Genomic DNA, 25,452 nt, shown 5'->3' on the forward strand with positions numbered 1-25,452 from the left:
CTTTTATTGCAAAGTGTGTTGCTCGATGAACTCCAGCGGCTGCAATCCTTCGCGAGTCACCAGACGATTGAGTTCAACGCGCGGTATACGCACTGCCAGCAGACTTGAGCCTTCCTCGTCGTGCGTTTCGCCCTGTACGGCACCCAGCTCGAAAAACTGGGCCCGCAGTCGAGCAAGACGCTGAGGCAGGCGCAGGGTGCCGACGAACAGATCGTTACCCAGCAGTTCGGCTACAGCCTGCTTGAGCAGGTCCAGCCCTCGACCATCCCGGGCAGACAACCAGACACGTTGCGGCTTGCCATCGGCATCGCGCTGTATCTGGGGCTCAACGCCCTCAAGCAGATCGAGTTTGTTATAGACCTCAAGTATCGGCAAGCCCTCTGCCCCGATCTCACCGAGCACGGCCATGACCTGCTCGATCTGCGACATGCGGTCCGGCTCGTGGGAGTCGATCACATGCAGCAGTAAATCGGAGTTGCTCGATTCTTCAAGCGTGGCGCGAAAGGCCTCGACCAGTTTGTGCGGCAAGTGGCGAATGAAGCCCACTGTATCGGCCAGCACGATCGGACCCAGGTCATCGAGCTGCAGACGACGTAGCGTAGGGTCCAGCGTGGCGAACAACTGGTCGGCAGCAAACACGTCCGAATCGGTCACGGCATTGAACAGCGTGGACTTGCCGGCGTTGGTGTAGCCCACCAGCGATACCGAAGGGATGTCGGCGCGACGACGGCCACGACGGGCCTGATCACGCTGACTGCGAACCTTTTCCAGCCGCCCCTTGATCTGACGCAGGCGTACCCGAAGCAGACGACGGTCTGTTTCAAGCTGGGTTTCGCCTGGACCCCGCAAGCCGATCCCGCCTTTCTGTCGCTCAAGGTGAGTCCAGCCGCGTACCAGACGGGTACTCATGTGTTCAAGCTGGGCCAGTTCGACCTGCAGTTTGCCTTCATGGGTACGCGCGCGCTGGGCGAAGATGTCCAGAATCAGACCGGTGCGATCAAGCACGCGACACTCGAAAACACGTTCGAGGTTACGTTCCTGACTGGGCGTGAGGGTGTGATTGAAGATCACGATGTCGGCCTGTTCGGCCTTGACCTGGTCGCGAAGCTCCTCGACCTTGCCAGAGCCGATCAGGTATTTGGCAGATGGCCGATGACGCGGCACGTTGATAAACGCGACGGTATCGGCGCCAGCCGACAGGGCCAGCTCCTGAAACTCCTGCGGATCTTCGCGCGCCTCAGGGTCCTGACCATCCAGATGAACGAGAATTGCCCGTTCACCACCACTGTGGCGCTCAAAGAACAAGGCAGACTCCTATCAGGTGTTACCTGGCTCGGCATCGCCGCCGTCAGCGTCGGTAGCGCTGGGCAGACGAATCGGACGAACCGGTACAACGGTGGAAATAGCGTGTTTGTAGACCATCTGGCTGACAGTGTTCTTCAGCAAAATGACGAACTGGTCGAAAGACTCGATCGTGCCCTGCAGCTTGATACCGTTGACCAGGTAGATCGATACCCCGACCTTCTCTTTACGCAAGGTATTCAGGTAAGGGTCTTGTAGCGAATGCCCTTTTGACATGTGCCGCACTCCTTTAAGGATCAATAAATAATAAATCGAATTCGATTGGCTTACCGGCCACCCCCCAAGGATAGACGGCTATTGCAGGGACTCAGCTCAATATGGAGACCGATCCCAGGTATTTCAAGGCGCGTGGCAGATTGTCGCTGGCCAGGCTGTCCAACCAGTGCAGATCCCCCCAGCTACGTAGCCAGGTGAACTGCCGCTTGGCCAGTTGACGCGTTGCAATGATGCCCCGCTCCTGCATTTCGTCCCGTGTCAGTTTTCCATCCAGGTGATCCCAGACCTGGCGATATCCGACGGCTCGTATCGATGGCAGACCTGAATGCAGGTCGCCCCGTGAGCGCAGTGCCAGTACTTCGTCCAGAAACCCTTGGTCCAGCATTTGCAAAAAACGTAGTGCGATGCGGTCATGCAGCACCTTGCGATCAGCCGGAGCTATCGCAAGACTGGCAACAGTATAGGGCAATTGCTGACGCCCCGATGCGGCTGCTTCGGTACTTTGCGCAGTTTGTTGCTCGCGGTGTGCGGTCATGCTCATTCCGCTGACGCGATAAACCTCCAGTGCACGGATCAAGCGCTGCGGATCGTTGGGATGAATGCGCGCAGCCGACACCGGGTCGACCTCCGCCAATTGATCGTGCAACGACTGCCAGCCGTTTGCCTGAGCATCGGCCTCAAGCTGTGCCCGAACCTGCGCATCGGCGGCCGGCATATCCGCCAGCCCGTCCAATAGAGCCTTGAAATACAACATAGTGCCGCCCACCAACAAAGGAATATTTCCTCGGGCAGTGATTTCGGCCATCGCGGCCAGTGCATCGGTACGAAAATCGGCCGCGGAGTAGCTCTGCGACGGGTCGAGAATGTCGATCAGACGGTGCGGATATTGAGCCAGTTGTGCCTTTGAAGGCTTGGCGGTACCGATGTCCATGTCGCGATAGACCAGCGCCGAATCGACGCTGATCAGCTCGCACGGCAAGACCTTGCTCAGCTCGATCGCAAGGTCGGTCTTGCCTGCAGCGGTTGGCCCCATGAGAAAGATGGCCGGAGGTAAAGCGTTCATTCATTGACCGCGCAGGAATAATTTATCCAGGTCATTGAGACCCATCTGGGTCCAGGTAGGACGACCGTGGTTGCATTGTCCGCTGCGCTCGGTGTTTTCCATGTCGCGCAGCAGGCCGTTCATTTCCGGGATAGCCAGACGGCGATTGGCCCGGATAGCGCCGTGGCACGCCATGGTGCCCAGCAATTCGTTCATGTGCGCCTGCACCCGATCACTGGTGCCGTATTCCATCAGGTCCGCAAGCACATCACTGACCAGCCGGTTGGCCTCGGCCTGCTTGAGCAACGCCGGGATCTGCCGGATGGCCAGCGTCTCGGGCCCCAGGCGCTGCAATTCGAAGCCCAGGCGCTGGAAGGTCGCCAGGTGTTCTTCGGCACAATCCGCTTCGCGCTGACTGACCGCAATGGATTCGGGCACCAGCAGCGGCTGCCCGCTCAAGCCCTCGTTGGCCATGGCGATCTTGAGGCGTTCGTACATGATCCGCTCATGGGCAGCGTGCATATCGACCAGCACCAGCCCATGAGCGTTTTCAGCCAGGATATAAATGCCCTTGAGTTGCGCGAGCGCATAGCCCAACGGAGGAATATCAGCAGGCGACTCGGGCAATGAGCTCGTCGCAGCGCCCGGCAGTGGCGCGAAGAACTCACGGTAGGCGCTTTGCACCTCGGCCACCGGCGCACCGGGCGACGCAGGTCGAGGTGAATATTGATACTGATAACCGCCACCTGCGCCTGAGCCCGAGCCTGCAGAGCGCGTATAGGTCTCGCCCTGCGGCTGCTCAAGCACATTGTTGGCCAGACGCATCTCGCCCTGCGGCCCGAATTCGCCCGCCTCAGGTCCCGTCGGACGCACGATGGCGGGTGCAGGCGCACTGCCTGACAACTGATCTTCGGGGCGCACATCACCCAGCGCACGGTGTAGCGTGCCATACAGAAAGTCATGCACGGTGCGCCCGTCACGGAAACGCACTTCGTGTTTGGTCGGGTGAACGTTGACATCCACCGCCGCCGGATCGACCTCGAAAAACAGCACAAAGGTCGGATGACGGCCATTGAACAGCACGTCGCGATAAGCCTGGCGCACCGCATGGGCAACCAGCTTGTCCCGCACCGCACGGCCGTTGACGAAGAAATATTGCAGATCAGCCTGACTGCGCGAGAACGTCGGCAACCCGACCCAGCCCCACAGATGCAGGCCGTTACGCTCGATCTCGATGGGCAGCGCCTGCTCAAGGAAACCCGGCCCGCAGATCGCCGACACGCGACGCGCCCTGGCGGTATCGTCATGGGCTTCGTGCAGGCTGAGGATGGTCTTGCCGTTGTGTCGCAAATGAAAGGCCACGTCGAAGCGGGCCAGCGCCATGCGCTTGATCACTTCCTGCAGGTGATCGAACTCGGTCTTTTCGGCCTTGAGAAACTTGCGGCGTGCCGGCGTGTTGAAGAACAGGTCACGCACTTCCACCGACGTACCCACCGGGTGCGCAGCAGGCTGAACCCGTGGCGCCATGTCACGGCCTTCGGTTTCGACCTGCCAGGCCTGATCGGCATCACGTGTGCGGGACGTCAGGGTAAGGCGCGCGACCGAACTGATCGATGCCAAGGCCTCGCCGCGAAAACCCAGGCTCATCACGCGCTCAAGGTCTTCAAGGTCGCGAATCTTGCTCGTCGCGTGTCGCGCCAGCGCCAACGGCAGGTCATCGGAAGAAATACCGCTGCCGTCATCACGGACTTTAAGCAGCTTGATACCGGCCTGCTCGACATCGACGTCAATGCGCCGCGCACCGGAATCAAGGCTGTTTTCCAGCAGCTCCTTGATCACCGACGCAGGTCGCTCGACCACTTCACCCGCTGCGATCTGGTTGGCCAGCCTGGGGCTGAGCAGTTCAATGCGGGCTGCGTTCAGAATGACCTGATCGGTTTCCGGCGCAGCGCCGTCGAGCAAAAGGTCGCTGCTGGCGGCATCGTTATTCATGGCTGTGTCGCGACCTCGGAACTCGGAATTCGCAGGTCCTGACCAATTTTCAACTCATCCGTTTTCAGGTTGTTGGCGCTGCGCAATGTGGCGATGTTCATGTCGTAACGGGCAGCGAGCATGGCCAGCGTTTCGCCGGAACGCACCACATGGTTACGCGGACCCAGGGCGAGTTTGCCGGTGTCACGCAGCCAGGCAATGTAAGTCCCCTGGGGCGGATTCTGTTGAAAGAACTGCTTTACGCCTGAGTTGATCGAACGCGCCAGCGCCTGCTGGTGCGAGGTCGAACTCAGCTTGTTGGCTTCGTTGGCGTTGGAGATAAAGCCGGTTTCCACCAGAATCGACGGGATGTCCGGCGATTTGAGCACCATGAAGCCTGCCTGCTCGACGCGCGACTTGTGCAGCGAGGTCACGCGGCCAATGTTACTCAGGACTTTCTGGCCCACGTTCAGGCTCGACGACAGTGACGCGGTCATGGACAGGTCGAGCAGTACGCCCGCAAGCATGCGGTCTTTATCATCAAGACTCACGGCCCCGGCGCCCCCGATCAGGTCGGAACGGTTTTCACTGTCCGCCAGCCAGCGCGCGGTTTCAGACGTTGCGCCACGATCGGAAAGAGCAAACACCGACGCGCCAAAGGCTGCCGTGGACGGCGCGGCATCGGCGTGAATGGACACAAACAGATCAGCCCCTTTGGCGCGGGCGATCTCAGTGCGTTTACGCAATGGAATGAAGTAGTCGCCGGTGCGCGTCAGTTCGGCGCGATAGCCCTTCTCGGCATTGATCTGGCGCTGCAGTTCGCGCGCAATCGACAGCACCACGTTTTTCTCTTTCTCACCGGCCCGGCCGGAAGCGCCGGGATCTTCGCCACCGTGACCGGCATCGATCACAACCACGATGTCGCGCTTGCCATTGGGCACCGGCGTCAGCTTGACTTCAGGCTTGGCCGGGCTGATTGGAACCGCTGGCGCGGTGTTCGCGGGAGTATCTGCAATGGTCGGGACCGGCGAAGGGTTGGCGTCGGCAGCGTTGTCGAACAGGTCGACGACCAGGCGATTACCGTATTGCTGGTTCGGTGCCAGTGTAAAACTCTTGGGCGTCACCGCCTTCTTCAAGTCGATGACCACGCGCAAGTCGGTCGCGGTGCGCTGGGCAGAACGCATGCTGGTGATCGGCGTATTGGCGGTCGACACGTTGAGCGGCCCGCCCAATGTCGCACCGTTGATGTCGATGACCAGACGATCAGGCGAAGTCAGGGTAAACACGCTGTGCTGGACAGGCCCCGAGAGGTCGAACACCAGTCGAGTGTTATCCGGCGCTCGCCATAAGCGGACACTTCGTACTTGCGTAGCGGCCAGCGCTTCGACAGCCAAGGCCATCAACAGCAGACCTACTACAGTAACCAGCGCGCGCATGCGCATACCTAACCCCATATCTATTTGAATTCCAAAGCCAAAGTGGCACACCAGCGTTCGCCACGCGAACCCGTGGGGCTCAATATCACGGAACGACCTTCTCCGTGCGGCCTAATGGTAATGGTCAGGTCCGGCTTTGGCAAAAAGCCTGCACCACGCTGGGGCCATTCGATGAGACAAAGTGAGTCGCCCTCGAAGTAATCGCGCACGCCCATGTACTCCAGCTCTTCCGGATCCACCAGGCGATAGAGGTCGAAGTGGAACGCCTTTACTGCCCCTATCTCGTAGGGCTCGACCAGCGTGAAGGTCGGACTCTTGACGGCACCCTCATGCCCGAACCCCCTAATCAACCCGCGCGACAGCGTGGTCTTGCCCGCACCCAGATCGCCTTCGAGAAAGATGACACCCACCCCTTCGGTGACCAGGGCCAGAGATGCACCGAGGCTCATCATGGCCTCTTCGCCGATCACATCAAGCGTTAAATCTGACACGGTTGCAGCTCCTCCAATAACTGACGAATGGCGGGAATAATATCGCTGGCTGCCATGCCGCGCCCGGCAGCACCGACCTTTTGTCCGGCACTGGCGTGCAACCACACGGCAAGGCACGCGGCATCGAACGGGGTCATGTGCTGGGCCATCAGCGCACCGACAAGGCCGGCCAGCACATCGCCAAGACCCGCCGTCGCCATGGCTGGATGGCCGCGGTCACACAATGCCAGGCGCTCGTCGACATCGGCGATCAGGCTGCCAGAGCCTTTAAGCACGCAAACGGTATTGAATTTACGCGCCAGCGCATGGGCCGCCGCCGCGCGGTCGGCCTGAACCTCCTGGGTGCTGATGCCCAGCAGACGTGCCGCCTCACCCGGATGCGGGGTAATGACGCTCTGCTTCGGCAGCACCACATGCCCGGCCGCCAGCTGATTGAGGGCATCAGCGTCCCATACCTGCGGCCGATCCGCATCGGCCGCAGCCGACAGCAGACTGCGACCCCAATTGTCCTGACCCAGTCCAGGCCCGACGACCAACACACTGGCGGCTTCGATCAGGGTCATAAGCTGGTTGGCCGAACTGACACCTGCGCTCATGATTTCCGGCATTCGCGTCAGTGCTGCGGGCACATGCTCCGGGCGAGTCGCCAGGGTGACCATGCCTGCACCGCTGCGCAGTGTGCTTTCGGCACTTAACAACGCCGCGCCGCCGAAACCACGATCACCGCCAATCACCAGCACACGACCATACATACCTTTATGAGCCGTATGCGGACGAGGGGCCAGGACAGGCAGGCAGTGGGGGTCAAGACGCCGCGCAGTGCTGGACGCCTGCGCAACAAGCGCTGGATCGGCCTGCAAATCGTCGAAAATCAATTGCCCGATCAAATCGGGAGCATCACCTGTCAGCAGCCCCATCTTCAGGCCGATAAACGTCACGGTGAGGTCTGCACGAACGGCAACGCCCAACGGACGGCCAGTGTCGGCACACAGACCTGAGGGGATATCCACTGCCGCCACTGGCAGACCACAGGCGTTGATGGTCTTGATGGCCGACAGATAAGGTTCGCGCACCTGGCCGTTGAGGCCCGTACCCAACAACGCATCGACGACAACACCCGCGAGCGGCTGGCCAGTCCAGGGCTGAACATCGACGCCCGCCGCGGCCGCGCACGCAAGCGCAGCGTCGCCCTTGAGGGCCGCGGGATCACCGACTGCCAGGACACGCACCTGCCAGCCGGCCTTGTGCGCCAGAGACGCGACCAGATACCCGTCGCCGGCATTGTTGCCATGGCCGGCCAGTACTGTCAGCTCACTAGCCTCAGGCCAGCGTCTGCGGATCGCCCGCCACATCGCATGCGCGGCGCGCTGCATCAGTTCAAAGCCTGAGGTGCCTGCGGCGATCAGTCGGGCGTCGAGGTCGCGGACCTGCGCAGCACTGTACAGCGCGTCGGGTAATTCGGGTTTCGTGTCTAACATGCGTCTCTAGGCTCCGATGTCTGGCAGAATTATACGCACCTTGGCTCTGGTTTCTCTCTGCGCATGTCCGCTATTACTGCTGAAAGTCTCACCTGCGACGACCTTGTCACCCTTGCGCAATCAATCAAGGCGTGGGGCCGTGAACTCGGCTTTCAGGAAGTCGGCATCGCAGGACTTGATCTTGCCGAGCACGAGCAGCATTTGCAGCGCTGGCTCGAGGCGGGTTATCACGGCGAAATGGACTATATGGCAGCCCACGGCAGCAAACGTTCCCATCCGGACGAACTGGTGCCCGGAACGCTGCGTGTAGTATCGCTGCGCATGGATTATCTGCCAGGCGATACGCACATGGCCCAGCGTCTGAACGAACCTGAACAGGCTTACGTGTCTCGCTACGCGCTGGGCCGCGATTATCACAAACTGATTCGCAAGCGCCTGCAGCAACTGGCTGAACGCATCCAGAAGACCATCGGCCCCTTTGGCTTTCGAGCGTTTGTCGACAGCGCACCCGTGCTGGAGAAGGCCATCGCTGAACAGGCCGGTCTGGGCTGGATCGGCAAGAACACGCTGGTGCTCAACCGCAAGGCCGGCAGCTTTTTCTTTCTTGGCGAATTGTTCGTGGATATTGCGTTACCGGTCGATCCGCCACACGCCACCGAGCATTGCGGGCGCTGTACTGCATGTCTCGATATTTGCCCGACGGCGGCATTCGTCGGCCCCTATGTGCTGGATGCACGGCGCTGCATTTCTTACCTGACCATCGAGCTGAAGACGGCCATTCCCGAGGAGTTGCGCCCACTGATTGGTAACCGGGTATTCGGCTGCGACGACTGCCAGATTGTCTGCCCCTGGAACCGCTTCGCCCGCCCCACCGACCAGAGCGACTTCCAGCCACGTCACAATCTGGACAACGCCGGGCTGGCCGAGCTGTTCCTGTGGGATGAAGACAAATTCCTGAGCAACACGGAGGGCTCACCGTTGCGGCGCGCCGGGTATGAGCGGTGGTTGCGCAATCTGGCCGTCGGCTTGGGTAATGCGCCTTCTACCATTGTGGTCATAGAAGCGCTGGAGGCGCGGCGTGAGTATCCGTCAGAAATGGTCAGGGAGCATGTGGAGTGGGCGCTGGGCAGGCATGGCCGCTAGACCTTTGCGCCTTTGCAATGATCGGACCTCGCGCTCTGCGCTCATCGCTACACGCGTCCCACTGGATAGATGCTGAAGCCGTATCCCACGGTATCGGTATCGGTATCCACCCCGCTCCGCCGCTTTAGACACCTATAGGCCAATCAGATCAAGGCTCATCCTTGTAGACGAACTTGGGCATTTCCCAGTGGAAACGGATCGCCAGCAGGCGCAGCAGAAGGCCGCCGAACAGGGTGATCAGCACGCCCTGCTCGGCAGGCAACTCCAGATAGCCGCACAGCAGGAAGCACCACGCGGCCAGAAACGACACGCTGGCGTAAAGCTCGCGGCGGAAGATCAGCGGGATGTCGTTGCAGAAGATATCCCGCAGGATGCCGCCGAAGACGCCCGTAATGACGCCGCACACTGACGCGATCAGCATGCCGTGCCCGGCTTCCAGCGCGGTCATGCAGCCAATCAGGGTGAAGGCCACCAGCCCCAACGCGTCGAGCACCAGAAACAGTGAACGCAGGTGACGCATCAACGGGGCAATGAAGATCGTCACCAGTGCTGCAACGCTGGTCAGCACCAGGTATTCAGGATGCTTGACCCAGGTCAGCGGGTAGTGACCGATCAGCACGTCGCGCACCGAACCGCCACCCAGCGCCGTGACACACGCGATCAGCACCACGCCAAACCAGTCCATGCCCCGCCGGCCAGCCGACAGCGCGCCGGTCATGGCTTCAGCGGTGATGGCAATCAGATAAAGCATCAGCAACATGGTGGCGACTCGGCAGCAAGGGCGCGCAGTTTAACCAGCACGGCGGCACGCCGAAAGGCTTGCGCACTGAAAGAGTGCAGTGAATCCGTGGTCACTGCACCGGCACTGCGTGTTACTTGATGAAATGCTCGCGATAGAAGCGCAGTTCGGCAATCGACTCGCGGATGTCGTCCAGTGCCAGGTGGGTGCTGCCCTTCTGGAACTTAAGGTTCGGCGACCAGCGCGCAGCCAGTTCCTTGAGCGTCGAGACGTCCAGATTGCGGTAATGGAAGTAGTGTTCCAGGCTCGGCATGTGGCGATACAGGAAGCGGCGGTCCTGACAAATACTGTTGCCGCAGATCGGCGAACTGCGCTCGGGCACCCACTGCATGATGAACGCCAGGGTCTGCGCTTCGGCGTCGGCCATGGTGACCGAGCTTTCACGTACCCGCTGCGTCAGACCGGAGCCGCCGTGCTGACGGGTGTTCCACTCGTCCATGCGCGCCAGCGTTTCGTCGCTTTGATGGATGGCGAGCACCGGGCCTTCGGCCAGCGTGTTCAGCTCGCTGTCGGTGATGATCGTGGCCATTTCGATGATGACATCGGTGTCAGGGTCCAGACCGGTCATTTCCAGGTCGATCCAGATAAGGTTCTGCTTGTTCTGCATGTGACGACTCCTCAGCGTAGGCGCGCAGTTTAGCTCACCCTGCCGTGCTAGACTCCCGCCCGATTCAACGTACTGCCTAATTCATCGGTTTCATCACATCGGAACACCCATGGCCAAACGCCAACTCAATCGTCGTCAGAACTGGCGCATCGAAAAGATCCAGGGCGAACGTGCTGCCCGCGCCGCCAAACGCGAGTCTGTCGCGCTCGAAACGCTGGAGGGCGGCGACCTGGGCCCCGAACAAACGGGCCTGGTGATCGCACACTTCGGCGTTCAGGTTGAAGTCGAAGCCCAGGAAGGCGAGCAGATCGGCCAGGTGTTCCGCTGTCATCTGCGCGCCAACCTGCCCGCACTGGTCACCGGGGATCGCGTCGTCTGGCGTGCCGGCAACCAGGGCATTGGCGTGATCGTCGCGCAATTGCCCCGCTCCACCGAGTTGTGCCGCCCGGATTCGCGCGGCCAGCTCAAGCCGGTAGCGGCCAACGTCGACTTGATTGTCATCGTCTTCGCGCCAATGCCTGAGCCGCACGCCAACCTGATCGACCGCTATCTGGTCGCCGCCGAGCACGCCGGGATTCATCCGCTGCTGCTGCTCAACAAGGCCGACCTGATCGACGAGCAGAATGCGCCTGCGCTCAATGCGATGCTGGCCGTCTATCGCTCGCTGGGTTATCCGGTGCTTGAAGTATCCGCGCATCACGGCGACGGCATGCAGCAGCTGCAAAGCCAGCTCGACGGCCACATCAGCGTGTTCGTCGGTCAGTCGGGTGTCGGCAAGTCTTCGCTGGTCAACAGCCTGCTGCCTGAAGTCGAAACGAGAGTCGGCCCGCTGTCCGAGCTGTCCGGCCAGGGCACGCATACTACGACCACCGCGCGACTGTTCCACTTCCCGCGTGGCGGCGACCTCATCGACTCGCCGGGCATTCGCGAATTCGGTCTGGGGCACGTCAGTCGCGCCGATGTGGAAGCCGGCTTTATCGAGTTCAACGACCTGATCGGCACGTGCCGCTTCCGTGACTGCAAGCATGACCGCGAACCGGGCTGTGCCTTGCTCAAGGCGCTCGAAGACGGTCGAGTCCATCAGCAGCGCATGAACAGCTATCGCTCGATCATTGCCAGTCTGCCGGAAGAAAGCTACTGATCAACGCCTGAACCGCACACAAAAACGCCGCGATCATCGCGGCGTTTTTGCAGGTGCTGTGGCTCAGTTCTGCGCCGGCTCGACCTTTAACGCGCCCTGCTCGAAGATATTCAGCTTTTGCCGGATCTCGTGGGGCTGCGCGTAGGCCTGCGGATCGACGGGCGCTGGCGCCGCAGAGGCACCGGGCGCGCCTGGCGAAGAACGTGTCGCAGGCGTCTGCGGTGCGCCGCCCGAGTTCTGCGAACCCTCGATACGCGCCTGAGCCTTTTTGGTCAGCACGACAATATCGATACGACGGTTCACCGGGTTGGTCGGGTTCTCACGATCGTACAACGCCGAAGACGCATGACCCACCACGCGCGCGACCTGTGGATCCGGGTAGCCGCCTGCAATCAGCGCACGACGTGCCGCGTTGGCGCGGTTGGCCGACAGCTCCCAGTTGCCGAAACCGCCGTTGCCAATGAACGGTGTGGCGTCGGTGTGGCCGCTGATGCTGATCTTGTTCGGCACGCTTTTGATGGTGTCAGCCATTGCCAGCAGGATGTCTTCGAAGTAAGGCTTCAGACGCGCGCTGCCAGAGTCGAACATCGGGCGGTTGTCGGCGTCCATGATCTGGATGCGCAGGCCGTCCTGGGTAATCTCGAACAGGATCTGGTCCTTGAATTTCTGCAGTTGCGGGTTCTCTTCGACCTTGTTCTGCAATTCCTGCAGCAACAGTTCGAGGCGTTCCTGCTCAACGGCCTCAGCCTTGGACTCGGCCGAATCGGATTCGATGGGCACGGTGTCCGGAGACGGCGTGGCTTTCACTTCAGGGTTGAGGGTCTGATCAGGCGACATCTCGGGCGAGCCGCCCAGATCGATCACATACGGCGAACCGCTGTCAGTGAAGCCGACAGGGTCCTTGAAGTAACCGGCCACTGCGATCAACTGTTCAGGCGTGGCGGACGACATCAGCCACAGCACCAGGAAGAACGCCATCATTGCCGTCGCGAAGTCGGCAAACGCGATTTTCCAGGCACCGCCGTGGTGACCGCCACCGAAGCGCTTGACGCGCTTGATGATTATCGGCTGATTATTTTCCATGGCTTAGCGACCGCGAACCGCTTGTTCCAGCTCACTGAAGCTGGGGCGATGCAGCGGGTAAAGCACCTTGCGGCCGAACTCGACGGCCAGCGAAGGCGGCATGCCTGAAGCCGAGGCCACCAAAGACGCCTTGATGCTCTCGTAGACGTTCATTTCTTCCTTGGCATCGTGGGCCAGGCACGTCGCCAGCGGGCCGAAGAAACCGTAAGCCGCAAGAATACCGAAGAAGGTACCCACCAATGCCGCACCTACGTGCATACCGATGGCAGCCTTGTCGCCCGAACCCAGGGACGCCATGGTCACCACGATACCCAGTACTGCCGCCACGATACCGAAACCAGGCATGCCGTCGGCAATACCGGTGATGGCGTGGGACGGATGTTCGAGCTCTTCCTTCATGCTCAGCAACTCCATGTCGAACAGGCCTTCCAGCTCGTGGGGAGCCATGTTGCCCGACGACATGATGCGCAGGTAATCGCAGATGTACGCGGTCATGCGCTCGTCTTTGAGCACACCCGGGTATTTGGCGAAGATCGGGCTTGAGGCCGGTTCTTCGATATCGCCTTCAATCGCCATCATGCCTTCGCGGCGGCTCTTGTTGAGGATCTCGTAAACCAGGCCCAGCACTTCAAGGTAATAGGCATGCGTGAAGCGCGAGCCGAACATCTTCAGCGACTTCTTGAACACGTGCATGGTCATGTAGCCGGGGTTGGCCTGCAAGAATGCACCCAGCGCCGCGCCGCCGATGATCAACACCTCGTAGGGCTGAAACAAGGCCATGAGCTTGCCGTGAGACAGGACGTATCCGCCGAGAACACTCGCGATTACGACGATGATGCCGATAATTTTAGCCATAGGAGAAAATACTTTACTGAGTCGGGTTCAGGGACAGTCCGGAAGTTCTTGAAACTCTTCTTCTCCTTATCGGCCTAACTGGGCCAGACTATAGTCAGTTCTTGCTAAAAACCAGTTCGGCCCGGAATTGCCGGATCGAAAATGGCTGTTGCGCCCCTGAACGCTGGCAGCCTCCCAGCTCGAAAATCAGCTGTACAGGCCATCGAATGTCGACAACGCATGCTTCACATTTGCCAGTTCCAAAGACGCTCGACGCCTGGGTCAGGCTGCTGGACGGCGTCGACCTGCCAGTGCCCGCCGTCAGTCATGACCGGGTCCGGTTAGCGCTGAACGACAGTCGCCGCTCGCTGCGTGAAATCGCGGAAATGATGCAGGAGAGTCCTGCGCTGGTGCTCAGCGTGATGCGCGAGGCCAATCATCACACCCACGGTATAACCGAGCAGGCCGAGAGCCTGGAGATTGCGATCAACCGCTTGGGGCTGGCGCGGACCGAAACCCTGCTGGGCCGCCTGCCCGCCAAGCCGACCGAAGACATTCCGGTGGCCTTCCGGCAATTGATTCTGATCAGCCAGCACGCCACGCAACAGGCCAGTGGCCTTTTCGCCAGCCGTCTGGCGCGCCTGTGGCAGGACATTCATCTGGGCAGCCTGCTGTTTCTTGCGCCGCTGTGGCCCATGGCCCTGGCTTACCCCAAGCTACTGGAAGAGCTGGAGCTGCGGGTCATTCATAAAGGCCATTCCAGTATTGCCGTCGAAAAGGAACTGTTCGGCGTTAACCTGCTGGAACTGGGGCTGGCCCTGGCCGAGCACTGGCGGCTGCCGGTATGGGTCACGCGCGGCTACAAATTACTGCTCAACGAACGCCGAGATCTGGTCAAGGTATTGCGTATCGCACGCGAGGATCACGACCCGCTGCATCAGCAACAGATGATGGACGCCGACCCTAATCTGCGCCGCTGGCTGAATCAGCCGGCCAATACTGTGCTGTTGGGCAATGGCCTCGCGCTGGCGGCACAGCACGCCTGGAACAGTCCGCACTGCCTGCGTTGGGAGCGGCTGACCAGCCTTTATCTGCAACAGCCGTTGAGCGATGTGCAGCAGCAGGCTCACCAGAATGCGGTGAGCAGCGCACGTCACCACAGTGAAAAAGACTTGTGGCACCCGGCAGAATCGCTGATCTGGCCCTGGGATGCGCGCCGTGTAAGACGAGATAACGAACCGGCACCACCGCCCTCGGCCGATGCCCTGCAGCAGTGGCGCAAGCAGTGCGCCGAACTGCTGCAGGACCCAACGCCCTTCATCAATGCGATGCACCTGACCACGTCGGCGCGCGATGCACTCGTCGCCTGCGGCATGCAGCGAGTCATGCTGCTGATGATGGACAAGACCGGCACCGTGCTGCGAGTGCATCAGTCTGCGGGACTTGCGCCCGAGGCTGGCGCGTTACAGCTGTTTATCAAGGAGAGCACGGTCCTGCAGCGGCTGCTGACCCAGCCCACCCAATTGCGCATGACGCCCGCCAACATCGCACAGTTCTCGGCCCTGCTGCCTGCGCCGCTCAAAACGCTGTTCAGTGGTCAGCACTGGCTGATTCGCTCGCTGAGCAGCAATGGCAAAGTCATGATGCTGGTGATTGCCGATCAGGGCGGCGGCGCGCTGTCAGAAATTTCCGTTCAAGCATTCGGAAAAACCGCGCAATGTATTGAACGGGCGCTGGGCATCTTTAGTCATCGCAAAGCGTGAGGGCTGGCGTACAATTCGCCCCTTTCTTTATATCGGAGGCTGCACATGTCCGTATTCGCCAGCTTGCCGCTGGTCATCGAAACCGATGACCTGCTGGAGCGCCTGGACGCCCCGGAACTGATTCTGGTCGACCTCACCAGCAGCGCTCGTTACGACGCCGGGCATATTCCTGGCGCTCGCTTTGTCGACCCAAAGCGCACCCAACTCGGCCAGCCACCCGCACCCGGTCTGCTGCCGGCGCATACAGACCTCGAAAAGCTGTTCGGCGAACTGGGCCACAACCCGGACGCGGTCTACGTGGTGTACGACGATGAAGGCGGCGGCTGGGCCGGGCGCTTCATCTGGCTGCTGGACGTGATTGGTCACCACCGCTATCACTACCTGGATGGCGGCCTGCTGGCCTGGGAAGCGCAGTCACTGCCGCTGACCCGCGACGTCCCGCCGATGGCAGATACTCCGGTTGCGCTGGAGCTGCACGACGAACCCACCGCCACCCGTGAATACCTGCAAAGCCGACTGGGCAGTGCTGACCTGGCTATCTGGGATGCACGCGGTCCGACCGAATATTCGGGTGAAAAAGTACTGGCTGCCAAGGGCGGGCACGTGCCCGGCGCTGCTAACTTCGAATGGACCGCTGGCATGGACAAGGCGCGCAACCTGCGCATCCGCAAGGACATGCCGCAGATTCTGCAAGACCTGGGTATCACGCCAGACAAGGAAGTGATCACGCACTGCCAGACTCACCACCGCTCAGGGTTCACTTATCTGGTGGCCAAGGCACTGGGGTATCCACGGGTCAAGGCATATGCCGGATCGTGGGGTGAGTGGGGCAATCACCCGGACACCCCTGTCGAAAAATGATTACGGCCCGGCTCGCCCGCGTGAGCCGCGCCAGCTTCTTTACCAAGATTCAGGAATATCAATGAAAGATCGCTTGTTCATCCTCAGTCAGTACCTGTTGCCTCATCACCTGCTGTCCCGTCTGGCGGGCCTGATTGCCGAGTGCCGCGTGGCCTGGTTCAAGAATGCCTTCACGGCCTGGTTCGTCCGTCGTTATCAGGTCGACATGTCGCAGGCACTGGTCGAAGACGTGACGGCCTACGAGCACTTCAACGCATTCTTCACCCGCGCGCTCAAGCCCGATGCGCGCCCACTGGACACCACGCCTGGCGCAGTGCTCTCGCCCGCCGATGGAGCCATCAGCCAGCTGGGTTCGATCGATCACGGCCGCATATTCCAGGCCAAAGGCCACAGTTTCAGCGTACTGGAACTGCTGGGCGGCGACCCGAAACTGTCAGCACCGTTCATGGGCGGTGAGTTCGCCACGGTTTATCTGTCGCCCAAGGATTACCATCGCGTTCACATGCCTCTGGCAGGCACCCTGCGTGAAATGGTCTACGTTCCTGGCCGCATCTTTTCGGTCAACCAGACCACTGCCGAAAACGTGCCGGAGCTGTTTGCCCGAAATGAGCGCGTCGTCTGCCTGTTCGACACCGAACGCGGCCCGATGGCCGTTGTACTGGTCGGCGCAATGATCGTTGCTTCGGTCGAAACAGTCTGGGCCGGGCTGGTCACACCGCCCAAGCGCGAGCTGAAGACCTTCAGCTACGACGAAGCGGCCCGCGCGCCGATCCATCTCGAAAAAGGTGCCGAAATGGGCCGCTTCAAACTCGGCTCCACTGCAATCGTGCTGTTCGGACCGAATCAAGTGAAGTGGGCCGAGCAACTAAGTGCTCTTTCAAAGGTCCAGATGGGCCAGGCAATTGCCGTACCGGCAGACGCCCCGGCCGCTTAATGGCTCCAGGCCATAATAGCTGCGTCACGGCATCGATGCTGGTAAAGTCGGGCCATCGGTGAAGTAGGAAACTTCGCACTTTCATGGGCGTCACTTCACATTCAATCCGTAAGAATGTGAAGTGACTCCCATTTAAAGCTACCGTTCGGGCCAGTGAGCATTGGAGTTCGCCTGTCACATGAGTAATTTGAGCCTCCCTATGTTGTTGCGTGCTCCCACGCCGACACAGTCGAGCCTGTCATTCAGTGAAGCCACACCCCGCGACCTCAAACGCTGGATCTCCCGCCTGCCCAAGGCAAACCTTGGCGAAATGGCCCGGCAGCTTTATCAAGGGCTGTCCGAGCTCAACCAGTTGATCACTGCCAGTGACAACCGCCTGCAAATGCTTGAACTGCTGCGACCGGAAGTTTATTTCGTCTGCAAGCACCTTGAACGCCACTTTCTCAATCAGGCCATCGTGCTCGATGAGCGGCCGCGCAAGGTCGCCAACCTTTGTCAGGCCCTGCAAAATCATCTGGCAACCGGGTACAAGCAGGTTATCCAGCAGGTCGCCCCGACGTACAGCAAGGATCAGAGCGTGCTGCTCGCTACTGCCTTGCAACGCGCACTGCACGGCCTCAACGGGCCGTTGATTCGGGCCAATCAATTGTACTGCCCGGTGCAGGACGGGCTCTGGCTGGAGCTGCATCAGCTCTATCAGATCGCCCGGCAGTTCCAGCTCCATCAGGTGCAGGTCGATGAGCCCGTTGCTCACCACACCAGTACCCTGAGTCCTGAACAGACGTACGTGATCGCCCTGATCATGGGCTGCTCACGCTGCAATCAGATGCGCCAGCTGAATATCGGCAAACTCGCTGACGCCCTGGAAGCCTGGAGTGCGCTGGTCACGCTGCAGGTGCCAGCCGATGACAGCAGCCTGTTTGCCCTGGACCTCACCTCGGACAAACCACCGCTGTACAGGACCCTGTTCAGCGACGAGCAATTGTCCAAGCTGATGGGGATCAAACCCTTGGCACTGGCTGATTCCATCAATCATTACCTGGCACTGCCGGACGGTCAGCGCGCACCGTCAAAGCTGCTCATTCCGACCGGCATCAACACTGACCTGCTGCAACACCTGGCAGCGGCCTGGGGCGACGTGGCAGAACGCACGTTCCAGCGCACAGCGGGCCAGGGCACCCTGAAGTTATGCATCGGCATGAGCGCCCTTCACTACTATGTGGCGGGCCAGAAACCCTTCAGTGAATTGCTGCAATTGAACAAAGCCAGCATCGTGGCGGACTTTTCCCTCAAGGTGGTCAATGATAACGAGGACGATCCCTGGGCTGGCGCGTTCGACACTCATCGCGGCAATTCCTCGTCAGTCCTGCTGCCGTATGAAGAAATTGCGTACGAGAAAAGCGAAAACGACACAGACGCTTTGTCCAACGCGCAGAATACGTTCCCCACGTTCGATGTGAATATCGTCAACCACAGCCCTGGCGGCTACTGCCTGGCTTGGCAGAGGGAGGTGCCTGCGCAATTGCAGGCCGGAGAGCTGTTGGGAATTCAGGACGATTCGGGTCAGGGCTGGAGCATCGCGATCGTGCGCTGGGTCCGGCAGGTTCGCGGCGGCGGCACGCAGATGGGCATCGAGCTGATCGCACCGTTCGCCCAACCCTGCGGCATGCAACTGGTTCGGGAACAGCAGAGCAGTCAGTACCTGCGCACGCTGATGCTGCCCGAGGTCCGCGCCATGGGCAAACCCGCCACGGTCCTCGCCCCACGCCTGCCCTTCCAGGACGGCAGCAAGGTCATGATCAATCTCAATGGTGAAGAGCGACGCGCCACGCTGAGCAATCGCCAGATCAGCAGCACCAGCTACAACCAGTTCGAATATCAGGTCTACGACGCACCCAAGGCTACTGAAAGCGAAAAGCCCGGACCCAAGCCAGGACAGGAATTCGATTCGCTATGGGGAACGCTGTAACCGCCGCACCCATTCACATGGGCGCAGCAGTTACGGGATGATTCAGCCCCTGGCTTCGCGGTCGCGGAAACCCAGCAGATACAGAACACCATCCAGACCCAGCGTCGAAATCGCCTGCTTGGCCGACTGCTTGACCAGAGGCTTGGCGCGGAATGCCACGCCCAGACCGGCAATCGCCAGCATCGGCAGGTCATTGGCCCCATCCCCGACGGCAATGGTCTGCTCAAGACTCAAACCTTCCTTGTGCGCCAGCTCACGCAGCAGGTCGGCCTTGCGTTGCGCATCGACGATAGGCTCGACGGCGACGCCGGTGACCTTGCCATCTACCACTTCCAGTTCGTTGGCGAACACATAGTCGATGCCCAGCTTCGCCTGTAGCTGCTTCGCAAAGTAGGTAAAGCCGCCGGACAAAATCGCGGTTTTGTAACCCAGACGCTTAAGCTCGGCAAACAGCGTTTCGGCACCTTCGGTAAGACGCAACGAAGCACCGATCTCATCCAGCACACTGACGTCCAGCCCCTTGAGCAAGGCCAGACGCTCCTTGAAGCTGGTACGAAAATCCAGCTCGCCACGCATCGCCCGCTCGGTGATCTCGGACACCTGCTCGCCGATGCCGGCTGCCTTGGCCAGTTCGTCGATGACTTCAGCCTCGATCAAGGTCGAGTCCATGTCGAACACGGCCAGCCGACGATTGCGCCTGAACAGCGAATCCTGCTGGAACGCGATGTCGACGTTCAGGTCCTGCGCCACACTGAGAAATTCGGCCTGCATGGCTTTCGGGTCGGCGGGCTCGCCACGCACGGAGAACTCGATGCAGCCCTTGCCCTTATCGGCAGGCGTATCGAGGGGCATGCGACCGGAAAGGCGATCGATCTGATCGATATTCAGACCGTACTTGGCCGTGATGGCGCTGACGCACTGCAACTGCTCGGCCGTCACCTTGCGGGTCAGCAGCGTCACAATATGACGTGCCTTGCCCTGGCCTTCGACCCAGTGCTGATAATCCTCTTCGGACACCGCCGTGAAGCGCACCTGCTGATCCAGCTTGTAGGCAGTGAACAGGATGTCCTTGAGCACAGAAGAGCCTTGCTCGGTTCCCGGAATTTCAACCAGGATGCCGAACGACAGGGTGTCATGGATCACGGCCTGACCAATATCGAGAATGTTCACGCCACCCTGGGCAAGGACGCCGGTAATGGCCGCAGTGAGACCGGGACGGTCTACACCGGTGATGTTAATCAGGACGATTTCGCGCAAGGCGCACCCCCGCAGTGGAAAAAAACCGCATTCTAACCACTTTCAGTGACCACCGGGCACCAGCAGCGCTTTGCCGCTACAAGGTCGGTCGTTATACTGCGCGGCAACTTCACCGAAAGAGCCGTGCTCTGTGAACCGGCCCACGCCCGTTAAAACCGATAATTTCTTCCTGCTCATCTTTCGTGCCCTGCGTCATCGCCGCGTACCGATCGCTTTGCGCATTGCCAGCCATAACGTGATCCTGGTCGCGTTGGCGTTGGTGATCTACGCCGGTGTCATGGGCCTGCAGTTCAAGCAGGCCATGCATGAACAGGCCGACGCACTGGGGCAGGCCCTGACGACCCAGACCGCCACCTCGGCCACCGAGCTGTTGGTGTCCAACGACATCCTCAGTCTGAACGTGCTGCTGGGCAATCTGGTCAAGAACCCGCTGGTGGCGCACGCCGCTATCTATAGCGTGGATAACCGCATTCTTGCCGAAGCGGGTCAGCGCCCGAAAAACGGGCTGCTGGGCGAAGCTCAGGGCTTGTATGAAATCAAGATCACGTTCCAGGATGTGATGGCGGGCCATCTGCGCATCAGCCTCGACATGTCGCAGTTTCAGCAGCCGATGACCATCAGCCTGCAGAGCATGGGCATACTGGCGGGTATCCTGCTGGCACTGGCGCTGGCCCTGAGCCTGCGCCTGGGTCGCCATATTTCCACGCCATTGATGCAGATGCGTATCTGGCTGCGCGACATCGACCCGTACACGCCTGCAACCGATCGCCAGGATGAAATCGGCGATCTGGCGCGTCAGCTGCGCACCTCCTTCGCCCCGCCTGTCCCGGAACCCGAACCGGTGCCGGAGCCTGAGTACGAAGAAGACGAAGGCGACGACCCCTACCTTGAGCCGGACGAAAAACCAGGCCCGTCCTTCTCCGCACGGGACACCGCACCTGTGGCCAAGCCTCGACTGCCTGCACCGCCGGTACAGCGTCGTATCGTGGCCGAGGAAGATGAAGACGACGACGGTGATGATCCCTTCGCCGAGCTGCGTGATACGTCCGAACATACGGGCTCAGCCCCGGTGGCGCGTCCTGTAGCGGCACCGGTGGTCTCCAGCGAGCCGCAGCACAGCGCTGTTCTGGCTGTGCAACTGGGGGCGCAGGATCAGTTGCGTCGCCTGCCGCGGGCCCGACTCACCGAGTTGCTGCAGCGCTACCGTGACTGCCTCGATCAGGCAGCCTCTCTCTATGAGAGTGAACTGCATACCCTGAACGACGGCAGCACTCTGATGCTGTTCCACAGCCAGGAAAGCGGCGACGACTACCTCACCAACGCGATTTGCTGCGGCGAACTGTTGCGTGCGCTAAGCCACGCGCTGCAGATCGAAGTCGCAGATAGCGGCATCACCTTGCAGCTGCAACTGGGCCTGACGCTGGGCGAGGACCTTGATGGCCTGAGCCAGATCGACTTGTTGCTGACCGAAACCGCTCAGGATGCACTGGCGCTGTCGCAACACAGCCGCAACCTGCTGCTGGTGGAGCGCAAGATCAACGACGATGCGCTCATCCGCCAGCGTGCGCGCATCCGCCCCATCGCCAGCCCCGAAGGCGCGTGCTGCGTCGAACGCCTGATGGAACCCTACCCGTCCATGCTGGAACGCCAGTTGGCGCGCATGCACGAGACGAACAAGGCCTGACCAACGCCGGACCGTCGGAGGCGGCTTGCCAGCGACGGCATAAGGCCAGCGGCTTGGGTGGCGAACCAGATATCGCACCGCTGGCAAGCCGCCTCCCACAGGGTAGTCACTCCCACCGTTCATTCGTTGCTCAGGACGTGGGCATGCCGCAGCGACGCTTTGGGCCACATCAAGACGCTGACCGGCATCGGAATAGCACCCAACAAAAAGCCCGCATCGCTGCGGGCTTTTTTGTCTCTGAGCGTTAGAAGCGAAACACTTCCAGATCAGTGCGGATCGGCGAAGCCATCGGTATACGAGGCTTGTCGGGATCCTTGGCTTTCGCGACCGGTGCCTTTTTCGGCTCTTCGATCGGCTGCCAGGAAATCGGTTTGATCGCGGTGCTGACCTGATCGGCCAGGCGTTGCAGCAACATGCCCTGCGCCTTGACCTGATCGGCCGAACTGCCGGCATGAACCTGCTCAAGGTGTACCAATCGGCTGTCGCGCACATGCCCTTTGCGGTCCAGCAGACGCCATTGCGCGTCCAGAACAGCGGGTTGCTTGGCACCGGAATCAAGACGGGTAATCGACAACACCACCTGAACATCCGGTGAAAAATTGGCGACCGCAGGTGCCAGTACGACACGCTGACTGTCGAGTTTCCAGGCCAGTTGGCGTAGCAGCAGCTGATCGATGTCAGAAGACAGATTGCCCGCCCAACGCCCATCGGACGAAGCGGTCAACGTGCCGTCAGGCTGTCGTTGCAGGAGGGTTTCACGTTGCAGATAGTCGGCTACCGAGACAGGACCCAGCAATACAGCCAGGCCACTCGCTTGTTTCGGTTGGCCTGGCTCGCCGCTGTCGAGTTGATAAAGCGCGGTCGGCTGGTTCACGCTGCAACCGGCCAGACCCAGAACGCCGGTCATCAACAGGACAAGGGGAAGGCGTAGAAAATTCATCATCCCATCCAGGTGGCTGCCCAACGGGGAAGCCACAGTATAAGTACTTTCAGACGCATACAGGCACTGAGCCTGCATTCGCCCCAAGACCTCATATCATCCGTGAATATTCATCATGACTCCAGCGATTATGCATCGTACTTCGTGGCAAAACGAAGAACGCTGGCGGCAGATCAATATTTTTAGCTGTTTTCCACCAACAGGGCATCGACTCTCTGGAAGCCACGCGGGAGTTTGTTGCCACGACGGCCGCGCTCTCCCTTGTAATGCTCAAGGTCTTCGGGCTTGAGGGACAGCGTGCGCTTGCCCGCCTGAAGCAACAGCGTAGCGCCCTGCGCGATGACGGCCAGATCAGTCACGTACTCTTCGCGACTGGCGACACGCTCGCCGGGGATGCCGATGATCTTGTTGCCTTTGCCCTTGCCCAGTTGCGGCAAGTCGCTGATCTTGAACACCAGCAGGCGCCCTTCCGTCGTGACCGCCGCCAGCCAGTTCTGCTCGCGATCGGAGACCGGGCGCGGCAGGATGACTTTCGCGCCGTTCGGCAGACTGAGCAGCGCCTTGCCCGCCTTGTTCTTGGCCTGCAGATCCTCGCCCTTCACGACGAACCCGTAGCCAGCGTCGGACGCAATCACGTACAGCGATTCATCCTCGGGCAGCAACACGCACTCAAAGGTCGCGCCTGGCGGCGGCTGCAGTTTGCCGGTCAACGGCTCGCCCTGCCCGCGTGCGGACGGCAAGGTGTGCGCAGCCACCGAGTAACTGCGCCCGGTCGAGTCGATGAACACCGCAAACTGGTTGGAGCGCCCGATGGCCGACGTCTTGAAGCCATCGCCCGCCTTATAGGAAAGTCCGGTGGCGTCGATGTCATGCCCCTTGGCGCAGCGCACCCAGCCTTTCTCGGAAAGCACTACGGTGACCGGCTCGGTCGGCATCAACTCGTTTTCGGACAACGCTTTGGCTTCGGCGCGCGCCACGATCGGCGAGCGACGGTCATCGCCATAGGTTTCGGCATCGGCGATCAGCTCGGAACGTACCAGCTTGCGCAACTTGGACTCACTGCCCAACAACGACTGCAGCTTGGCCTGTTCCTTGCGCAGCGCATCCTGCTCGCTGCGCAGTTTCATCTCTTCCAGGCGCGCCAACTGACGCAAACGGGTGTCGAGGATGTAGTCAGCCTGGATTTCCGACAGGTCGAAACGTGCAATCAGCTCGGCCTTCGGGTGCTCGGCCGTGCGGATGATGTGAATCACTTCATCCAGGTTCAGGTACGCGGTCAGCAAACCGTCCAACAGGTGCAGGCGATGCTCGACCTTGTCGAGACGGAACTGAAGACGACGGCGCACGGTGCCGATGCGGAAGGTCAGCCACTCGCTGAGCAGCGTTTTGAGGTTCTTGAGCTGCGGTTTGCCGTCCAGACCGATGATATTGATGTTGACCCGGTAGCTGGATTCCAGCTCGGTGGTCGCAAACAGGTGCTGCATCAACTCGTCGAGTTCGACGCGGTTGGAGCGCGGAATGATCACGATGCGGCACGGATTTTCGTGGTCCGACTCGTCACGCAGGTCCGCTACCATCGGCAGCTTCTTGGCCTGCATCTGGGCCGCGATCTGCTCCAGAACCTTGGCACCTGACACCTGATGCGGCAGCGCGGTGACCACGATGTCACCGTCTTCGATGCGATACACGGCGCGCATGCGCACCGAACCGCGACCGGTTTCATAGATTTTCAGCAGATCAGCGCGGGGCGTGATGATTTCCGCTTCGGTCGGATAATCAGGGCCCAGGATGTGCTCGCACAGCTCTTGAATCGTCGCCTTGGGCTCGTCCAGCAAGCGCACGCAGGCGCTGGCCACTTCACGCAGGTTGTGCGGCGGCACGTCCGTGGCCATACCCACAGCGATGCCGGTGGTGCCATTGAGCAGGATATTCGGCAAACGTGCAGGCAAAACAGCCGGCTCGTCCAGGGTTCCATCGAAGTTCGGCACCCAGTCCGCAGTGCCCTGGCCCAGCTCGCTGAGCAGCACTTCGGAATAGCGCGACAGACGCGCCTCGGTGTAACGCATGGCTGCGAACGACTTGGGATCGTCCGGCGCACCCCAGTTACCCTGGCCGTCCACCAGCGTGTAGCGGTAGCTGAACGGCTGGGCCATCAGCACCATGGCTTCGTAACAGGCCGAATCGCCGTGCGGGTGGAACTTGCCGAGCACGTCACCCACGGTGCGCGCCGACTTCTTGTGCTTGGCGTCTGCGCCCAGGCCCAGCTCGCTCATGGCGTAGACAATACGGCGCTGTACAGGCTTCAGGCCGTCGCCGATATGCGGCAAGGCACGGTCCATGATCACGTACATGGAATAGTTGAGATAGGCCTGTTCGGTGAAGTCAGCCAGCGAGCGGCGTTCTACGCCATCCAGGCTGAGGTCAAGGGAGTCGCTCATGCG

The 25,452-nt window shown here is 60.6% G+C and carries 21 protein-coding genes; 7 read left to right on the plus strand and 14 right to left on the minus strand.

All coding sequences use genetic code 11. The features are described 5' to 3' along the window. Window positions 1–3 precede the first annotated feature (3 nt). From hflX to H8S56_RS11580, 7 genes are all read right to left on the minus strand, one after another. Window positions 4–1,305, minus strand: a complete 1,302-nt coding sequence (gene hflX, locus H8S56_RS11550; protein WP_187518707.1) for a ribosome rescue GTPase HflX — start codon at window positions 1,303–1,305, stop codon at window positions 4–6. Between the two features lie 12 nt (window positions 1,306–1,317). Next, on the minus strand, window positions 1,318–1,578 hold the full coding sequence (gene hfq / locus H8S56_RS11555) for an RNA chaperone Hfq (RefSeq protein ID WP_187518708.1): 261 nt from the start codon (window positions 1,576–1,578) through the stop codon (window positions 1,318–1,320). A gap of 91 nt (window positions 1,579–1,669) precedes the next feature. Next, complete coding sequence (gene miaA / locus H8S56_RS11560; RefSeq protein ID WP_187518709.1) at window positions 1,670–2,641, minus strand: tRNA (adenosine(37)-N6)-dimethylallyltransferase MiaA; 972 nt, start codon at window positions 2,639–2,641, stop codon at window positions 1,670–1,672. Next, window positions 2,642–4,546, minus strand: coding sequence for a DNA mismatch repair endonuclease MutL (mutL, locus tag H8S56_RS11565; protein WP_187518772.1), 1,905 nt, complete (start codon window positions 4,544–4,546; stop codon window positions 2,642–2,644). A gap of 62 nt (window positions 4,547–4,608) precedes the next feature. After that, complete coding sequence (locus H8S56_RS11570; RefSeq protein WP_024687525.1) at window positions 4,609–6,033, minus strand: N-acetylmuramoyl-L-alanine amidase; 1,425 nt, start codon at window positions 6,031–6,033, stop codon at window positions 4,609–4,611. A 14-nt stretch (window positions 6,034–6,047) separates the two neighbouring features. After that, the gene (gene tsaE, locus H8S56_RS11575) at window positions 6,048–6,518 is read right to left on the minus strand and encodes a tRNA (adenosine(37)-N6)-threonylcarbamoyltransferase complex ATPase subunit type 1 TsaE (RefSeq protein ID WP_024687526.1); all 471 of its coding nucleotides are present in this window, start codon (window positions 6,516–6,518) and stop codon (window positions 6,048–6,050) included. After that, a complete protein-coding gene (locus tag H8S56_RS11580; protein ID WP_187518710.1) occupies window positions 6,506–7,996 on the minus strand; it encodes an NAD(P)H-hydrate dehydratase in 1,491 nt (496 codons plus the stop codon). The genes tsaE and H8S56_RS11580 overlap by 13 nt, the downstream gene beginning before the upstream one ends. A 63-nt stretch (window positions 7,997–8,059) precedes the next feature. Between H8S56_RS11580 and queG the strand changes: the two genes are divergently transcribed. After that, complete coding sequence (queG, locus tag H8S56_RS11585; protein ID WP_187518711.1) at window positions 8,060–9,139, plus strand: tRNA epoxyqueuosine(34) reductase QueG; 1,080 nt, start codon at window positions 8,060–8,062, stop codon at window positions 9,137–9,139. A 148-nt stretch (window positions 9,140–9,287) separates the two neighbouring features. On the opposite strand, the gene H8S56_RS11590 is transcribed toward queG, so the two are convergent. Both H8S56_RS11590 and orn read right to left on the minus strand, forming a co-directional pair. Then, window positions 9,288–9,899: a trimeric intracellular cation channel family protein gene (locus tag H8S56_RS11590; RefSeq protein WP_024695743.1), complete on the minus strand. Its 612-nt coding sequence runs from the start codon at window positions 9,897–9,899 to the stop codon at window positions 9,288–9,290. 112 nt (window positions 9,900–10,011) lie between these two features. Next, entirely contained in the window at window positions 10,012–10,545 is a 534-nt protein-coding gene (gene orn / locus H8S56_RS11595) for an oligoribonuclease (RefSeq protein WP_024687529.1), read from the minus strand. A 109-nt stretch (window positions 10,546–10,654) separates the two neighbouring features. Between orn and rsgA the strand changes: the two genes are divergently transcribed. Then, window positions 10,655–11,686 carry a small ribosomal subunit biogenesis GTPase RsgA gene (gene rsgA, locus H8S56_RS11600; RefSeq protein ID WP_024687530.1) on the plus strand — a complete coding sequence of 344 codons (1,032 nt, stop codon included), beginning with the start codon at window positions 10,655–10,657 and terminating at the stop codon, window positions 11,684–11,686. A 63-nt stretch (window positions 11,687–11,749) separates the two neighbouring features. Here the strand turns inward: rsgA and motB are convergent, their stop codons facing one another. Continuing rightward, complete coding sequence (gene motB, locus H8S56_RS11605; RefSeq protein WP_187518712.1) at window positions 11,750–12,769, minus strand: flagellar motor protein MotB; 1,020 nt, start codon at window positions 12,767–12,769, stop codon at window positions 11,750–11,752. Window positions 12,770–12,772: 3 nt separating this feature from the next. Next, a complete protein-coding gene (gene motA / locus H8S56_RS11610; RefSeq protein ID WP_024687532.1) occupies window positions 12,773–13,624 on the minus strand; it encodes a flagellar motor stator protein MotA in 852 nt (283 codons plus the stop codon). A 206-nt stretch (window positions 13,625–13,830) separates the two neighbouring features. On the opposite strand from motA, the gene H8S56_RS11615 reads away from it, so the two are divergent. The 4 genes from H8S56_RS11615 to H8S56_RS11630 all read left to right on the plus strand — a co-directional run bounded on the left by H8S56_RS11615 (window position 13,831) and on the right by H8S56_RS11630 (window position 19,130). Further along, window positions 13,831–15,366 carry an HDOD domain-containing protein gene (locus H8S56_RS11615; protein ID WP_187518713.1) on the plus strand — a complete coding sequence of 512 codons (1,536 nt, stop codon included), beginning with the start codon at window positions 13,831–13,833 and terminating at the stop codon, window positions 15,364–15,366. Between the two features lie 45 nt (window positions 15,367–15,411). Next, the gene (gene rhdA, locus H8S56_RS11620; protein WP_187518714.1) at window positions 15,412–16,227 is read left to right on the plus strand and encodes a thiosulfate sulfurtransferase; all 816 of its coding nucleotides are present in this window, start codon (window positions 15,412–15,414) and stop codon (window positions 16,225–16,227) included. A 55-nt stretch (window positions 16,228–16,282) separates the two neighbouring features. Continuing rightward, a complete protein-coding gene (gene asd / locus H8S56_RS11625; protein WP_167525020.1) occupies window positions 16,283–17,161 on the plus strand; it encodes an archaetidylserine decarboxylase in 879 nt (292 codons plus the stop codon). Between the two features lie 178 nt (window positions 17,162–17,339). Beyond that, on the plus strand, window positions 17,340–19,130 hold the full coding sequence (locus H8S56_RS11630) for a molecular chaperone (protein WP_187518715.1): 1,791 nt from the start codon (window positions 17,340–17,342) through the stop codon (window positions 19,128–19,130). A 42-nt stretch (window positions 19,131–19,172) separates the two neighbouring features. On the opposite strand, the gene serB is transcribed toward H8S56_RS11630, so the two are convergent. Then, window positions 19,173–20,387, minus strand: a complete 1,215-nt coding sequence (gene serB / locus H8S56_RS11635; RefSeq protein WP_024687537.1) for a phosphoserine phosphatase SerB — start codon at window positions 20,385–20,387, stop codon at window positions 19,173–19,175. A gap of 130 nt (window positions 20,388–20,517) precedes the next feature. Between serB and H8S56_RS11640 the strand changes: the two genes are divergently transcribed. Next, window positions 20,518–22,071 (plus strand): HAMP domain-containing protein, encoded by a 1,554-nt coding sequence (locus H8S56_RS11640; RefSeq protein WP_024687538.1) that lies wholly within the window; start codon window positions 20,518–20,520, stop codon window positions 22,069–22,071. A 244-nt stretch (window positions 22,072–22,315) separates the two neighbouring features. On the opposite strand, the gene H8S56_RS11645 is transcribed toward H8S56_RS11640, so the two are convergent. After that, a complete protein-coding gene (locus H8S56_RS11645; RefSeq protein ID WP_024687539.1) occupies window positions 22,316–23,011 on the minus strand; it encodes a PqiC family protein in 696 nt (231 codons plus the stop codon). 182 nt (window positions 23,012–23,193) lie between these two features. Further along, window positions 23,194–25,449, minus strand: coding sequence for a DNA topoisomerase IV subunit A (gene parC, locus H8S56_RS11650; RefSeq protein ID WP_187518716.1), 2,256 nt, complete (start codon window positions 25,447–25,449; stop codon window positions 23,194–23,196). Between the last annotated feature and the right edge of the window lie 3 nt (window positions 25,450–25,452).

The sequence above is a fragment of the Pseudomonas triticifolii genome, from assembly GCF_014358015.1.
GTDB classification, from domain to species: domain Bacteria; phylum Pseudomonadota; class Gammaproteobacteria; order Pseudomonadales; family Pseudomonadaceae; genus Aquipseudomonas; species Aquipseudomonas triticifolii.